The organism is Hornefia porci (genome assembly GCF_001940235.1).
In the GTDB taxonomy this organism is placed as follows: Bacteria; Bacillota; Clostridia; order Peptostreptococcales; family Anaerovoracaceae; genus Aminicella; species Aminicella porci.
On sequence record NZ_MJIE01000001.1, the window covers coordinates 2,181,389 to 2,195,279 of the forward strand.

Consider the following 13,891-nt stretch of genomic DNA (forward strand, 5'->3'; position numbering starts at 1 on the left):
GAGAGCTTATGAGGAACAAAGAACAGCTGACCGGTTTTCTGCTCGACCATGCGGCACAGAGAACCGTGTCCTTTCATATGCCTGGACACAAGGGAAGCGGTCTGTACCGCCGCTTCGGCTACGACGGGTTTCTGAATCAGATGATGGACTGTGATATCACGGAGATTCCGGGGGCGGACAATCTGTTTCAGCCGGAGGGAGTTCTGCGGAGCACCATGGACCGGTACCGGCGCCTGTACGACAGCCGTGAATCCTATCTGCTTGTCAACGGGTCCAGCTGCGGCCTCGTCGCCGCGGTGATGGCCTCCGTTCCGGCCGGCGGGCGCCTGATACTGGCGCGTAACTGCCACAAGGCGGTGTACAACGCGCTGTCTCTGGCCGGGGCGCAGCCGGTCTACGCGTTTCCCGAAATGCTGCCGGAATACGGAATTACCGGAGAGATCCGGCCGGAGGAAGTCCGCCGCTGCGTCGCCGCCGCGCCGGACGTTTCGGCTGTGCTGATTCCCAGTCCGAATTATTACGGGATATGCAGTGATATTTCAGCTATTGCAGAAATCGTTCACGATGCGGGAATGACCCTGATTGTGGATCAGGCGCACGGAGCGCACCTGAAATTCTTTGACGAAAACCGCAGAGCCGACGGACGTTGTCTAATGGCCGCGGAAAATCTGGGGGCGGACATCGTCATCAACAGCATTCACAAAACGCTGGCGGCTTTCACGGAGGCGGCGCTCTGCAATGTGATGAGCGACAGGGTGGATTCTGACGAGCTGGAAGACGCCCTGCAGAAGATGGAAAGCACCAGCCCTTCTTATCTGCTGATGGCGTCGCTGGATATCAACGCAGATCTGCTGGAAAAGCACGGCGGGGAACTGGTGGATGACTGGCGGAAGGAACTAGAGCTGTTTTATGACAGAGCAGTTTCCATCGACGGCCTGCGGGTCATGACCCATTCCCGGCTGGATGATTCCAAAATCAATCTCGATATGAGCCGGCGGGGGCTGAACGGGTATGAGCTTGAACAGGAACTGCGGAAAAGGGGAATACTGGCGGAGCTGATCACGGGAAACCTTGTGATGTGCATGAGCGGGATCGGAAACAGACGAAACGACTACGAGCGGCTCTATGAGGCGCTGCGGGAAATTGCAGAGCCCGAAAACGCCGCAGCGCCCGCCTGCGACAGGGCAGAGCCCGAAAACGCTGCAGCGCGCGCCTGCGACGAAGACGAAACGGAGCGGCGGAACGGGATGGCGGTCGAAGCGCCGCCATGGCCGGACCAGTCCTTTGTTCTCCACCCTGTTCCGCGCAAAAGAGTCAGAACGCCGATTGACGATGCGGCAGGACGGGTCTGCGCTCAGGCGATTATCCCTTATCCTCCCGGAATCCCCGTGATCTGTCCGGGAGAGGAAATTACAGAAGAGATCGTGACATATGCGAAAACGCTCCGGGCGCTGGGGCAGAATGTCATGGGAATTGACGGTGACGGCTGTGTCCTGGTAGGCGTATGATAAGGCAGGCTTATCTTCTGCGCCGCAACTGATAAGGACGCGTTCTGAGGCAGCCGCGCAGTCCTTGCAAACAGAGGGGTGCGGCGAAAGTGAACCAATTTTGTACGGGGATGTATTTTGTATTTTTTTGTGATGAAAATGTGTATTTTTTTAGTGCTTTTTGTCACTCATAGGTGTATAATGATACCCGTATGATTATAAGGAATAATTTAAATTACTATTTAGAAAGGAAGGTTTCAATATGAGTTCTAATGCAAAGCATTTGCATAGCATCGATGCCGGTCATTACAAGAACACCGCCGGCTGTGAAACCGAAGTGATGCCGATTCCGGACATCGTCAAGATTTCGATGTCCCAGAACATCGGCGCGCCATGTAAGCCTCTCGTGAAAAAGGGCGACGAGGTCAAGGTGGGGCAGGTCATCGGTGACACGGATGCTTTTGTGAGTGTACCTGTTCATGCCAGTGTTTCAGGCACGGTTACCGGCATTGAAACACAGCGCAACGCCATGGGCGGAATGGATACTCTGGTAGTGATCGAGCCGGACAAGAAGCAGGAACTGTCCGATGAGATCAAGGTTCCGGAGATCACGGACATGGACAGCTTTGTGGCCGCGGTCAGAGCCAGCGGTCTCGTCGGTCTGGGAGGCGCGTCCTTCCCGACGCACATCAAGTTCAATCCTAAGAACAAAGATGAGGTGGACACTTTCATCATTAACGGTGCGGAGTGCGAGCCTTTTATCACGTCTGACCACAGAACGATGCTGGAGGATACACAGAACGTCATCGACGGCGCACTGGAAATCATGAAGTATCTGGAGACAAGCCAGGGCTACATCGCCATTGAGGAGAACAAGCCCGATGCTATCGCATTGTTCGATAAGATGATCGCGGAACAGGGGATTACCAACCTGAAGACGTTCAAGCTGCAGGCCCGCTATCCCAAGGGCGCAGAGCGCGTACTGATCTATGAGGTCACCGGTAAGGAATGTCCTGCGGGAGTTCTGCCGGCAGACCTGGGCGTAATCGTTTCCAACGTCACATCCGTCGCTTTCTTCGGACAGTATCTGAAGGACGGCATTCCTCTCATCAAGAAGAGAATGACGGTGGACGGAGATGCGGTGAAAACACCGAAGAACATCATCGCTCCTATTGGAACACAGATTCATGACGTCATCGAATTCTGCGGCGGTTATAAAACTGCGCCGAAGAAGATCCTGATGGGCGGACCGATGATGGGCAGAGCGATCTTCTCAGATCAGATGCCTATCGTCAAGAACAATAACGCTATTCTGGCCTTCTCTGAGGAGCAGGCTTATATCCCGGAAGAAACCGCGTGCATCAACTGCGGAAGATGCCATCAGGCGTGCCCGTTCAATCTGCTTCCTACCGGACTGGCAGAAGCGTATGAAAATCATGACGCGCAGATGCTTTCTGACCTGCAGGTAATGCAGTGCATGGAATGCGGCAGCTGTTCCTTCGTATGTCCCGCGAGAAGACCGCTGGCCTTCATGAACAAGCTGGGCAAAGGTATTGTAAAGGAGGCTGGAATCAAATAATGGATAAGAACTATTACAACAATCTGACGGTATCCTCCTCACCGCATCTGGTGACGACGCTGGATACACAGAAGACGATGCTGATGGTCCTCATCGCGCTGGTGCCATCCTTCATTATGAGTATCGTCGTCTTCGGCGCCCGTCCGATCGCACTGACCGCGGTCTGCGCGATCTCAGCCGTATTCTTCGAATGGGCGTACAACAAGTTAATGAAGAAGCCGGATACTGTGAGCGATCTGAGCGCCTGCGTCACAGGCGTGATTCTGGCGATGAACCTTCCTTCCAGCTTTCCCTTCTGGATGGCGATTATCGGAACCTTTGTCTCCATCGTCGTCGTGAAGTGCATGTTCGGCGGACTGGGCAGAAACATCGCGAACCCGGCTATCGTAGGCCGTATCGTCCTGCTTTTGTCCTTCACAACGCAGATGACGACCTGGCCGGTAACCCGTATGGACAACACTGACGCCACCACAGGCGCGACGGCTCTGGGAATCCTCAGTGAAGTCGCCAAGGGCAAGCAGGAAGTGTCCACCCTTCCGGATAATCTGTCCCTGTTCCTGGGAACCTGCGGAGGTTCCATGGGCGAGGTCAGTGCGATCGCGATTCTCATCGGAGGCGCGTTCCTGATCTGGAAGAAGATCATCTCGCCGATTATTCCGGTGTCCTTCATCGCAACCGTCTTTGTGTTCTCGCTGATCTACTACGCGATTGTCGGCGGCGACTACAATGCGTTCAATATGGCGATTTTCCATGTGTGCGCCGGCGGAGTCATGTTCGGAGCGTTCTTCTGCGCGACGGATTATGTGACGTCCCCGATCATGTCCAAGGGTAAGCTTATCTTCGGTATCGGCTGCGGCGTGGTCACTATGGTCATCCGTATCTGGTGCGCATATCCGGAGGGCGTTTCCTTCGCGATTCTGTTCATGAACATGCTGACGCCGCTGATCGACAGCAGGGTCATCCGGAGCTACTACTGCAAGGGAGGTGCAAAGAAAGATGAAAAGTAACACATTTAAAGAATACATTGCACCGATCGTCGTACTGGTTTGCATCTGTCTCGTTATCACCGCGGCGCTGGCTGTGGTCTACGGCGTCACCAAACCGATCATCGACACGAACTCCAGAGCAAAAGCAGACGCGACGAGAGGAGCGCTGCTCCCCGCGGCAGAAAAGCAGTTTGTCGAATACAAAGGCAAGCTGGTCAGCCACAGCGGAGACGGCGTGGCTGTGACAGAATGCTACACAGCGAAGAACGAAAGCGGAATGGTATGCACTGTTGAGAGCAAATCCTTCGGCGGCACGCTGACCATGATGGTAGGCGTTGACAACAAAGGCGAGGTCACAGGCGTTGAGGTGACAAACCATTCAGATACGCCGGGACTGGGAACCAAAGACTTTGAGCCCTCTTACCTGAAGCAGTATAAAGGGCTGACAAAGCTGAATTCCACATCCGTCAAGGATGACGGTCAGATCAAATACATCAGCGGAGCTTCCGTATCCGGAAGTGCGGTCCACTACGGTGTATACGCCGCGTTAGAGCAATATAAGACCATGGGAGGTGTGAAGTAATGGAAAAGAAAAGCAGACTTAGCATCCTGACCAACGGTATTATCAAAGAAAACCCGGTACTCGTGCTGGTCCTCGGAACCTGTCCGACACTGGCCGTTACCACATCTGTAAGCAACGGCGTTGGAATGGGCGTTTCCGCGATGGCGGTTCTGATCTGCTCCAACATCGTAATCTCACTGCTGAGAAACATCATTCCGGACAAGGTAAGAATCCCGTGCTACATCGTAGTTATCGCCGGATTCGTAACAGTCGTCCAGCTGCTGCTGCAGGCCTATGTGCCGGCGCTGTATTCCTCGCTGGGACTGTTCATACCGCTGATCGTAGTAAACTGCATCATCCTCGGCCGCGCCGAGATGTTCGCCAACAAAAACTCCGTTCTGGATTCCGCACTTGACGGAATCGGAATGGGCATCGGATTCACCTTCGCGCTGTTCCTGATGGGCTCCTTCCGTGAGATCCTGGGTTCCGGCACATGGCTTGGATTCCATGTACTGGACAAGTTCATCCCGGGCATGGGAATTTTCAACCTGGCACCGGGCGGATTCTTCGCGTTTGCGGTCGTCATGGCGCTGGTGACCTACCTGGCGAAAGACAAGAGCAAGATCAGAAAAGACTTCGGCTGCGCGGGCTGCGCAATGGAGGGTCTCTGCTCGGATGAAAAAAAAGCAAATAGAGAGAAAGGAGAGGTGGCATGCTAGCAAATATCGGCGTAATCATTCTCAGCATGGTGCTGGTTAACAACTACCCACTGGCACAGTTCCTCGGTATCTGTCCTTTCCTGGGTGTTTCAAAGGAACTGGATTCGGCAAAGGGTATGGGAATCGCGGTAACCTTCGTCATGGTGCTGGCAACCGCGGCCACCTGGCCGATCATGCAGCTCCTGAACAAATTTGAGATCGGCTATCTGCAGACGATTGTATTCATTCTGGTCATCGCTGCGCTGGTGCAGCTGGTGGAAATGTTCATGAAGAAGAGCATGCCGGCTCTGTATAAGTCCCTCGGCGTATTCCTTCCTCTGATCACGACGAACTGCGCCGTACTGGGCGTCTGCATCTCCGTCATCGATGATGGATACAACTACATTGAGGCTCTGGTCTGCGCGTTCGGCGCGGGAATCGGCTTCCTGGTTGCCATGATCATCTTTGCCGGCGTAAGAAGCAGACTGGTCGACCAGAGCAGAATGCCGGAATCGTTCAGAGGAGTTCCAATCACGTTAATTACTGCTGCGATCCTGTCCCTGAGCTTCATGGGCTTCCAGGGCATGGTGTCTTAAAGATTGGAGGAGACCTGAATGGATTTGATAGTAATTGCAATCGTAGTGGTTGTAGCGATCGGTCTTGTGGCCGCCTGCATCCTTAGTTACGCATCGAAGGTGTTCTATGTGCCCGTCGATGAGCGTGTATCCAAGCTGCGTGAGGAACTGCCCGGCGCGAACTGCGGCGGCTGCGGTTTCGCCGGCTGCGACGACTATGCCAACGCGCTTGTGGAGGATCCGGAGCTGTCCATCAACAAATGTCCTGTCGGCGGTGCGGCTGTTGCCGCGAAGCTGGGCGAGATTCTCGGAAAATCCGCAGAAGCAGGCGAAAAGAAGCTGGCTGTTGTGATGTGCAACGGCACCAGGGATGCGGTCAAGCCGCTCCTGGCCTATAACGACATCAAGACCTGCAAGGCTGCGAAGAACCTGTTCGGCGGCATGAACGCCTGCCCCTTCGGATGCCTGGGTCTGGGTGACTGCGAGGCGGCGTGCGACTTCGACGCTATCCACATCTGCGACGGCGTAGCTGTCGTGAACAAAGATGCCTGCGTTGCCTGCGGCGCCTGTGCAAAGGCCTGCCCGAACTCGCTGATCCGGATCAGCCCTGCCAAAAATCTGGTGGTGGTCAAGTGCCACAACACAGAGAAGGGCGGCGTGGCGCGCAAAGAGTGTTCCAACGCCTGCATCGGATGCATGAAGTGCCAGAAGGTTTGCAAATTCGACGCGATCACAGTGGAAAACAACCTGGCTTACATCGACCCCGAGAAATGTAAGAACTGCGGCATGTGTGCCAAAGAGTGCCCCACCGGCGCGATTCATGACGAGCGCAAAAAGAAAGCCGCTCCGAAGAAGAGCCCCGAGAAAATCGAAGCTCTGAAGAAGGCCGCCGCCGCAAAGAAAGCTGCCGCGGCTGCGAAGGAAGCAGGTACTGCGGCCGACAGCACCGACGCGAAGGCGAAGGCTGGCGATACGAAGGCGGATTCTGCGAAGGAAAAGACTCCGGTCAAGGAAGTCAAGGTTGAAACAACCGTTGAAAAGGCTGAGGAGAAAGCTCCGGAAACCGTCAAAGAGGTTGTGGACGAGTCCGCAGACATCGGTGACGAAAACGTTTAATTGATAACCTTCCTTATAACCGAAATAAAAGGAGATGCGAAAACTGCCGCATCTCTTTTTTTAATGGTGTGTCGGGCGGCTTGCATTATCAGATATCTGTGGTATGATGAACACAAAGAACAGTCTTAGATCTGCGCATTTAACGTGCTGCGCCGGGCTGATCCTTTGTTCACTGATCATCCCAGAACGACAGGAGGAAGAGATGTATAATAAATCAAGTTATATTGTATCTGCGATCTACATTCTGCTGGGCCTGACCCTGATTGTCAAACCGGACATCGTCGGCAATACTCTGTGCTATCTGCTGGCGCTGGCGGTCGGCGCCATGGGGATCATCTATATCCTCAGCTATATGATGACAACCGTGGAAAGCCGGGTCGTCGAAAACACGAACGGACTGGCCGGCGGAATCGTCATGATCATTCTGGCAATCTTCATCATAGCGAAAAAAGAGCTCGTCATCTCGCTGGTGCCGTTTCTGTTCGGACTGCTGATTACCGTCAAAGGGGTTCTCGGAATTCAGCACGCCATCAATATGAAACGCTTCAATGTAAGGAATTTCAAGGGAAGTCTGTTCGGCGCCATCGCAATTATGCTGTTCGGCCTGATTCTGATGATGTTCCCCTTCCATACCGTGAAGCTGTTTTTCGTCATAATCGGCGCAGGCCTTCTGGTCAGCGGCGTTCTGGATATTCTTGCGAACATGACGATCTCTCATCAGCTGAATAAAGCGCGTAACGAACAGTAGCAGCCGTAAGCCGGGCGTGCCCCGACTGCGCTGTGCACTCGCGCAGCCCCGCATCAGTCAGATTTCAGCGGTTTCCGCAGCCAGCCAGTCGGCAAGAGCGGGCGGAAGATGAGGGGACAGGACTTTGTATACCGTGGCGTGATAGTGGTTAAGCCAGGTACGTTCGCCGGTCGTCAGCATTTCCGGCAGAATCGCGGCACGGTCAAAGGGACAGAGCGTCAGGGGCGTGAACCCAAAGATTCCGTCTCCCATGTCTTCGCACAAAAGAAGGTTCTCCAGACGAACGCCGAATTCCCCCTCGAGGTATACGCCGGGTTCGTCGGACGTAATCATTCCCGGCAGAATAGCCTGAGAGGAACCGCGTTTGCTGATGGTGTTCGGACCTTCATGACAGCTCAGCAGATGGCCTACGCCGTGCCCGGTTCCGTGATTGTAATCCAGACCCAGCGCCCGGATCGGACGGCGGGTGATTTCGTCCAGCGCCAGTCCGGTTGTTCCCGGTGCGAATCGCGCAGAGGCGAGAGCAATATGAGCCTGCAGGACGGCGGTGTAGCAGCGTTTCATCTTTGTTGTCAGAGGCCCCAGAGGAATTGTTCGGGTAATATCCGTGGTGCCGTCAGGGTACTGGCCGCCGCTGTCCACCAGGAGAAATCCGGAGGGAGACAGAGTCGCATCAGTTTCCGGCGTCGGGGCGTAGTGGATTACAGCCCCGTTTTCGTTATAGCCTGCAATCGTGGGAAAACTCAGGTCGCGGGCGCCCTGATCCCGGCGGAGGGCCTCCAGATGGTCAGCGGCGTCGATTTCCGTCAGAGGCTCATTTCCGACCGTGGATTTCAGCCAGTAGAGGAAGCGGACCATCGCAATACCGTCTTTCCGATGCGCCGCACGCTCACAGTCAATTTCCGTGTTGTTTTTGATGGCCTTCATCAGGTCGATGGGTGAGGGGGCGTCAAGGATTTTTATGTTCCGGTGCAGGCTGCGGAACAAAGCATAATTGGCTTGTTTCCCGTTCATCCAGAGTGTTGTTCCCGGAGGAATCTGCGCGAGAGCGGAAGAGATGGCTTCGTAGCTGTGTACATGTGCGTCATGGAATCCGGCGGGCAGGACGCCGTCGTAAACAAAGAGCTGTACCCCGCCGTCCGCGGCCGCATTGCTCGCCGACCCTGCCGGAGACTCCGCATCTCCCGCCGGCTTGTCCGCAGACACCTTGTCTGTCGACTCTTCGGGAGACTCCGCATCGGATTCGACGACAGCTCCGTCCGACTCGGCGTCCAGCAGCGCGAAAGCGAAGAAGACCGGGTTGTTGGCGATGTCGCTGCCCCGCAGGTTCAGCAGCCAGGCAATCTCCTCCAGGCTGGTGAGCAGCAGGCGGTCCGCGCCCTTCCGCTTCATCTCGGCGCGGACCGCCCCGATTTTGTCCGCCCTGGTCCGGCCGGTCACGGAAAGGGGCAGCTCATAGACGGCGGCCGGAACTACGGGCGGGCGGTCAGACCAGACGGCGTCCGTCAGGTCCTGATCCCACCGGATGTCCACGTCCAGCGCTTCATAGCGCAGGCCGTCGGCGCGGCTGATGACGCGGCCGTCAAAGCCCAGGACGAAGCGACCGGATTCCCTTTTGTTCTCCAGGAATTCCAGAAGGGTGGGAACGCCGGGCTCACCCGCTTTCATCAGAGTGATGCCAGAGCCCGCAAGCTGGCGGCCGGCCTGCCGGAAATAGCGGCCGTCAGTCCACAGAAGGGCTTCCTGCAGTCCTACCAGAAGGGTTCCGGCAGAGCCGGTGAATCCGGAAAGGAACTGACGGCAGCGGAAATGGGCGTTGACGTATTCGGTGCCGTGGAAGTCCGTGGAAGGGACGATGTACCAGTCTATACAATGCGCTTTCATTTGTGCCCGGAGCGCAGTGATGGATTCTCTCATGAAATGCCTCCTTTGAACATCTGTGAGGGGAGCTTGCGGTTGATGATATATGCGATGACGCCGATGCCGATGCCTGCGGCGATGCCGGAGAACACAAGAACCGGGAAGTAGACGAACATTCTGGCGTTGGTGACAACCAGGGCGGCCACCAGCAGTTGTCCGAAATTGTGAGAAACGCCGCCGGCCATGCTGACGCCGATCATGGAGAACTTTCCGGTGCGCTGGAGGAGCGCCATGACCAATAGACTGATCATTCCTCCCGCCAGCGAATAAAGCATGGCGAAAAGACCGGAGAACATCAGTCCGGCCAGCAGGATGCGGATCAGATCGATCATCAGCGCATAGCGGACGTCCATACGGTACAGGGCGATGAGAATCACCAGATTGGCAAGTCCCAGTTTGACGCCGGGAATCCCCAGATTGTAGGGAATCAGAACCTCCACATAGGTGAAGATCAGCGCCAGAGTGGCGAACATGGCGCTGAGCGTCAGGCGGCGGGTCCGCTCAGTTCGAGACTGCATCGTAACCATCACCTCCCCTGATTTCAATAACGACACGATTGGGCAGACAGACGATGCTCTGGTTCGTCCGGCTGATGGAGCTGTGTTCCACGCAGAGCTGATTTTTACAGTCCGAGTATGTCATTTGCACATGGCCGTTTTTTATGCTAAACTTGTTTGTGTGTCCGTTCTGCCGGATCGTTACGGACTGGTCGCGGCTGAGGCTGTACCTCCCGTACTCCCGTCCGTTGACGGTTACGACGGCGGTCTGTCCGCGGACGCTTCCGGACAGACTGACCCAGGACAGGGCCAGACCGATGGCGACCAGCAGGATCAGAAGAAGGAAATCTGCTTTTGTTAATACTTTAAACATAGATACTGTCAATACTCCTGAGGGGAATGCTTATGAAAAAATTCGTTTCGATGGCGGCGGTCGTCGTGCTCGCCGCCCTTTTGATTATACCACAGACCGGGTGCGGGTCCAATACTGAGCCGATATCGAAGGAGAGCTTCTATTTCGATACCACCTGCAAGATCAGCATCTACGACATGAAGGATATGAGCGAGAAAAGGGCGAACGCCGCCATAGACAAGGCGTTCAGGCAATGCGCCCGGTATGAGAACCTTCTGAGTAAGACGAAAAAGGGCAGCGATATCTACAAAATCAACCACGCCGGCGGCAGGGCCGTCAAATGCGACCCCATCACCGTCGAGGTGATAAAAAAAGGAATCCGCTACGGGAAAATGACCGGCGGAAAGTTCGACATCACCATCGGAAAAGCAGAGGATCTCTGGGATTTCCACGGATCGAACCAGAAACCGCCTGATGCGGAGAAGCTTGCCGAGGCGATGAAATACGTGGATTACAGACAGATTCACGTCAGCGGCAATACGGTGACCATGGGAACCGCAAAAGGCGAGATAGATCTGGGAGGAATCGCCAAGGGCTATATCGCCGACCGGGTCAGTGAATACCTGCGGGAGCTGGGCGTGACCAGCGCCATCATCAGTCTCGGCGGGAACATCGAGTGCGTCGGGGACAAGGCGGGGTCCGACTTCAATATCGGCATCGAAAAGCCCTATTCCGACCAGAGTGAGATCGTCGGGGCGACGCCGCTGTCTGACGGGACGATTGTGACTTCAGGTGTCTACGAAAGATACTTTGAATATAAAGGGAAGAAATACCATCACATTCTCGACAGTAAAACGGGGATGCCCGTCGAGACGGATGTTACGGGGGTGAGCATCCGGTCGACAGAGGGACATTCCGTGGACTGCGACGCGCTTTCCACAACGTGCCTGATTCTGGGAAAGGAAAAGGGGAAGAAGCTGATTGAGAGCATGGATGGCTATGAGGCTCTGTTCATCCTTTCGGATGACAAAATCGTTAAAACAAAGGGATTTGAGTTTAAGGAGGAGTAACAAAAATGCCGCATATGATTGAGATGCGAAAGGTGTCGAAGTTCTATTCCGGTCACGACACGGTGAGTACCGGCTTTTCCAAGGTGGATCTGAATCTGGACATCGGCGAATTCGTGGTGGTCACCGGAGAGAGCGGAGGCGGAAAGTCAACGCTGCTGAACGTGATTTCCGGTCTGGACACCTATGAGGAGGGGGAAATGTTCGTAGCCGGACAGGACACCAGCGCCTTTCGGACAGAAGACTACGAGAACTACCGCAAAACCTATATCGGAAATATTTTTCAGGATTATAACCTGATTAACAGCTATACTGTCTATCAGAATGTGGAACTGGCGATGCTGCTCAACGGCCGGAAAAAGCGGGAACTGAAAACCGGTATCATGGGAATTCTGCGCTGGCTGGGCCTTCGGGACTACGCCAGAACCAGAGTGTCCAGACTTTCCGGAGGACAGAAGCAGAGAGTAGCCATCGCGAGAGCCTTCGCCAAGGACGCGCCGATTATCGTCGCGGACGAACCTACAGGAAACCTGGACAGCGAGTCTGCCGCGCTAGTGATGGAGACACTGTACAAAATCTCCCGTGACAAGCTTGTCATCGTGGTCACCCACAACTATGAGCAGGCCGAGCCCTACGCCACGCGCCGCATCATGATGCGGGACGGAAGAATCATCGAGGACCAGAAACTGAAGCCCGTGCAGAACGCGGAGCAGGAGAGCGAGGCCGTCACCGAAAAGGAAACGAAAAAGAAAAAGACGCATCTTTCGGCGGTATCGGAGCTCCGTCTGGGAATACGGAACACCTTCAACCTGCCCGCCAAATTCCTGCTGCTTCTCTTTATCTATCTTTTTGTCAGCACCGCAGTGCTCGGGGGATATTCTGCTCTGATGAATCAGGAGCACGAGGTCTCCCTGCAGGGGAGCAACCAGTATTTCTACGACACCTCGCCGGAACGGATCGTGCTGCACCGTCAGGACCAGAAGGCCTTTACTGCGGCCGATTACAAGAAAATCGAAGGGATGGCGAACATCGATCACATCGTCAGGAACGATCTGGCTCTGGATCGTGTCGTTTCTCTGGAATCTCAGAAAATTTATGTGGAGGGACCGGCGTACAGTGTGTCCACCATCAGCAGCGGAAAGCTGTCTTTCGGGCGCCTTCCGAAAAAAGCCAATGAAATCGTCGTGGGCGTGAACGATATGTCGGAGGCTTATGAATCTCTGAAGGAGATGGGAGAAAAGTTCCTCGGCAAGACCTACTACCTTGACACCTATAACGTGGACGAGGGTACGGGAGGAAGAATCTCCGACAAAAAAGTCCGCATCGTGGGCGTTATCCTCAATGATGAAGAGGATTCACGGGCCGCGATGTACGCCTATTCCCGTATCTACGTCACGGATGAGCTGGCGAACAGAATCCTCGTGTCCACAGTCGCCACATCCTCCGACACTGCGCTGACCATGAACGGAAAAACTGTTTCGCGGAACAACGCGCAGGCAGTGTTCATTTCAGACCGGGTCAGCCCGGGGAATGTCTGGATTTGCGAGGACGACGCAGAGAGCTATTACAAGGACGGCAAGGCTGTGGGATATCCTCTGAAGGTGAAGATTACGAACCGCTACTTCACCTCCCGCAGAACGCTGAAGATCACAGCCGTGTTCAAGGCGGACAACATGCAGTCACTGCTGGGCTACCAGAAAAGCGACTATGACACATATGCGCAGTGCATCTTTGTGAACAGCAGGGATTTCAACCGTCTGTTCGACCGGGGAAACTACCAGATTTCCGCCTATATGAAGAATGAAGTGAAGTCCGACGCAACCATGAAAGCGCTGAAAAGCGCCGGGTACCAGCCTTTGTCCATGAAGAGTGTCCTCTCGGACGCCACACAGGGCACCGCATTCATCAACAAGATCTTCAGCAGAGTGCTTCTCGGGATCCTGTTCATTGCGCTGTTCTTTATCGCCTACGCGGTGATACGGCTGATCATGCGGTCGAGAAACACGTATTACTCAACGCTCCGGATCCTTGGAGCGAGCCGCGGGAACACAGCGAATCTGCTGCGCATCGAGCTTCTGATGGTGATGCTGATCGCCGTGGCGCTGGTCATGGGCTTTGTGACCATGGTCAACCAGGGCATCCTGCCGCTGGCTGCGGTAAAGAACTTCGTCTCCTTTATGAGACCGCGGTATTACGGTGCTTTGTTCATCATCATGCTGGTCATGTCTCTGCTCATTTCGGAGCGGTATTCCCGCAAGATCTTTAAGAAGAGTGCGATGAACGTATACAGAGGGGAGGCGTAGA

General features: G+C 54.9%; 13 protein-coding genes. 10 read left to right on the forward strand and 3 right to left on the reverse strand.

Annotated elements, in window-relative coordinates; genetic code table 11:
- Positions 1 to 8 precede the first annotated feature (8 nt).
- From BHK98_RS10130 to BHK98_RS10165, 8 genes are all read left to right on the forward strand, one after another.
- Positions 9 to 1,508, forward strand: a complete 1,500-nt coding sequence (locus BHK98_RS10130; RefSeq protein WP_075713944.1) for an aminotransferase class I/II-fold pyridoxal phosphate-dependent enzyme — start codon at positions 9 to 11, stop codon at positions 1,506 to 1,508.
- Between the two features lie 241 nt (positions 1,509 to 1,749).
- Positions 1,750 to 3,066, forward strand: a complete 1,317-nt coding sequence (rsxC, locus tag BHK98_RS10135; RefSeq protein ID WP_075713946.1) for an electron transport complex subunit RsxC — start codon at positions 1,750 to 1,752, stop codon at positions 3,064 to 3,066.
- Positions 3,066 to 4,073, forward strand: a complete 1,008-nt coding sequence (locus BHK98_RS10140; protein WP_075713948.1) for an RnfABCDGE type electron transport complex subunit D — start codon at positions 3,066 to 3,068, stop codon at positions 4,071 to 4,073. Before rsxC ends, BHK98_RS10140 begins: the two co-directional genes overlap by 1 nt.
- On the forward strand, positions 4,063 to 4,635 hold the full coding sequence (locus BHK98_RS10145) for an FMN-binding protein (RefSeq protein ID WP_075713950.1): 573 nt from the start codon (positions 4,063 to 4,065) through the stop codon (positions 4,633 to 4,635). The genes BHK98_RS10140 and BHK98_RS10145 overlap by 11 nt, the downstream gene beginning before the upstream one ends.
- Positions 4,635 to 5,333 (forward strand): electron transport complex subunit RsxE, encoded by a 699-nt coding sequence (gene rsxE / locus BHK98_RS10150; RefSeq protein WP_075713952.1) that lies wholly within the window; start codon positions 4,635 to 4,637, stop codon positions 5,331 to 5,333. The genes BHK98_RS10145 and rsxE overlap by 1 nt, the downstream gene beginning before the upstream one ends.
- A complete protein-coding gene (locus BHK98_RS10155) occupies positions 5,327 to 5,908 on the forward strand; it encodes an electron transport complex protein RnfA (RefSeq protein WP_075713954.1) in 582 nt (193 codons plus the stop codon). The genes rsxE and BHK98_RS10155 overlap by 7 nt, the downstream gene beginning before the upstream one ends.
- Positions 5,909 to 5,926: 18 nt before the next feature.
- Positions 5,927 to 7,003 carry an RnfABCDGE type electron transport complex subunit B gene (locus tag BHK98_RS10160; RefSeq protein ID WP_075713956.1) on the forward strand — a complete coding sequence of 359 codons (1,077 nt, stop codon included), beginning with the start codon at positions 5,927 to 5,929 and terminating at the stop codon, positions 7,001 to 7,003.
- A gap of 202 nt (positions 7,004 to 7,205) precedes the next feature.
- The gene (locus BHK98_RS10165; RefSeq protein WP_075713958.1) at positions 7,206 to 7,751 is read left to right on the forward strand and encodes a DUF308 domain-containing protein; all 546 of its coding nucleotides are present in this window, start codon (positions 7,206 to 7,208) and stop codon (positions 7,749 to 7,751) included.
- Positions 7,752 to 7,808: 57 nt separating this feature from the next.
- On the opposite strand, the gene BHK98_RS10170 is transcribed toward BHK98_RS10165, so the two are convergent.
- Genes BHK98_RS10170 through BHK98_RS10180 form a run of 3 tightly spaced genes read right to left on the reverse strand, consistent with a single transcriptional unit; the run spans position 7,809 to position 10,541 of the window.
- Positions 7,809 to 9,668: an aminopeptidase P family protein gene (locus BHK98_RS10170; RefSeq protein WP_075713960.1), complete on the reverse strand. Its 1,860-nt coding sequence runs from the start codon at positions 9,666 to 9,668 to the stop codon at positions 7,809 to 7,811.
- Positions 9,665 to 10,189, reverse strand: a complete 525-nt coding sequence (locus BHK98_RS10175; RefSeq protein ID WP_075713962.1) for a Gx transporter family protein — start codon at positions 10,187 to 10,189, stop codon at positions 9,665 to 9,667. Before BHK98_RS10175 ends, BHK98_RS10170 begins: the two co-directional genes overlap by 4 nt.
- Positions 10,173 to 10,541, reverse strand: coding sequence for a NusG domain II-containing protein (locus BHK98_RS10180; protein WP_075713964.1), 369 nt, complete (start codon positions 10,539 to 10,541; stop codon positions 10,173 to 10,175). The genes BHK98_RS10175 and BHK98_RS10180 overlap by 17 nt, the downstream gene beginning before the upstream one ends.
- A 32-nt stretch (positions 10,542 to 10,573) precedes the next feature.
- Here BHK98_RS10180 and BHK98_RS10185 point away from each other — a divergent pair, with 32 nt between their 5' ends.
- Positions 10,574 to 11,590, forward strand: coding sequence for an FAD:protein FMN transferase (locus BHK98_RS10185; RefSeq protein ID WP_075713966.1), 1,017 nt, complete (start codon positions 10,574 to 10,576; stop codon positions 11,588 to 11,590).
- A gap of 5 nt (positions 11,591 to 11,595) precedes the next feature.
- Complete coding sequence (locus BHK98_RS10190; RefSeq protein WP_075713968.1) at positions 11,596 to 13,890, forward strand: ABC transporter ATP-binding protein/permease; 2,295 nt, start codon at positions 11,596 to 11,598, stop codon at positions 13,888 to 13,890.
- The last annotated feature ends 1 nt before the right edge of the window (position 13,891 follow it).

Bases quoted from the DNA above. Each gene is read 5' to 3' on its own strand.
- BHK98_RS10130 (WP_075713944.1), top strand. From the start codon at position 9: ATGAGGAACAAAGAACAGCTGACCGGTTTTCTGCTCGACCATGCGGCA.
- rsxC (WP_075713946.1), top strand. From the start codon at position 1,750: ATGAGTTCTAATGCAAAGCATTTGCATAGCATCGATGCCGGTCATTAC.
- BHK98_RS10140 (WP_075713948.1), top strand. From the start codon at position 3,066: ATGGATAAGAACTATTACAACAATCTGACGGTATCCTCCTCACCGCAT.
- BHK98_RS10145 (WP_075713950.1), top strand. From the start codon at position 4,063: ATGAAAAGTAACACATTTAAAGAATACATTGCACCGATCGTCGTACTG.
- rsxE (WP_075713952.1), top strand. From the start codon at position 4,635: ATGGAAAAGAAAAGCAGACTTAGCATCCTGACCAACGGTATTATCAAA.
- BHK98_RS10155 (WP_075713954.1), top strand. From the start codon at position 5,327: ATGCTAGCAAATATCGGCGTAATCATTCTCAGCATGGTGCTGGTTAAC.
- BHK98_RS10160 (WP_075713956.1), top strand. From the start codon at position 5,927: ATGGATTTGATAGTAATTGCAATCGTAGTGGTTGTAGCGATCGGTCTT.
- BHK98_RS10165 (WP_075713958.1), top strand. From the start codon at position 7,206: ATGTATAATAAATCAAGTTATATTGTATCTGCGATCTACATTCTGCTG.
- BHK98_RS10170 (WP_075713960.1), bottom strand. From the start codon at position 9,668: ATGAGAGAATCCATCACTGCGCTCCGGGCACAAATGAAAGCGCATTGT.
- BHK98_RS10175 (WP_075713962.1), bottom strand. From the start codon at position 10,189: ATGCAGTCTCGAACTGAGCGGACCCGCCGCCTGACGCTCAGCGCCATG.
- BHK98_RS10180 (WP_075713964.1), bottom strand. From the start codon at position 10,541: ATGTTTAAAGTATTAACAAAAGCAGATTTCCTTCTTCTGATCCTGCTG.
- BHK98_RS10185 (WP_075713966.1), top strand. From the start codon at position 10,574: ATGAAAAAATTCGTTTCGATGGCGGCGGTCGTCGTGCTCGCCGCCCTT.
- BHK98_RS10190 (WP_075713968.1), top strand. From the start codon at position 11,596: ATGCCGCATATGATTGAGATGCGAAAGGTGTCGAAGTTCTATTCCGGT.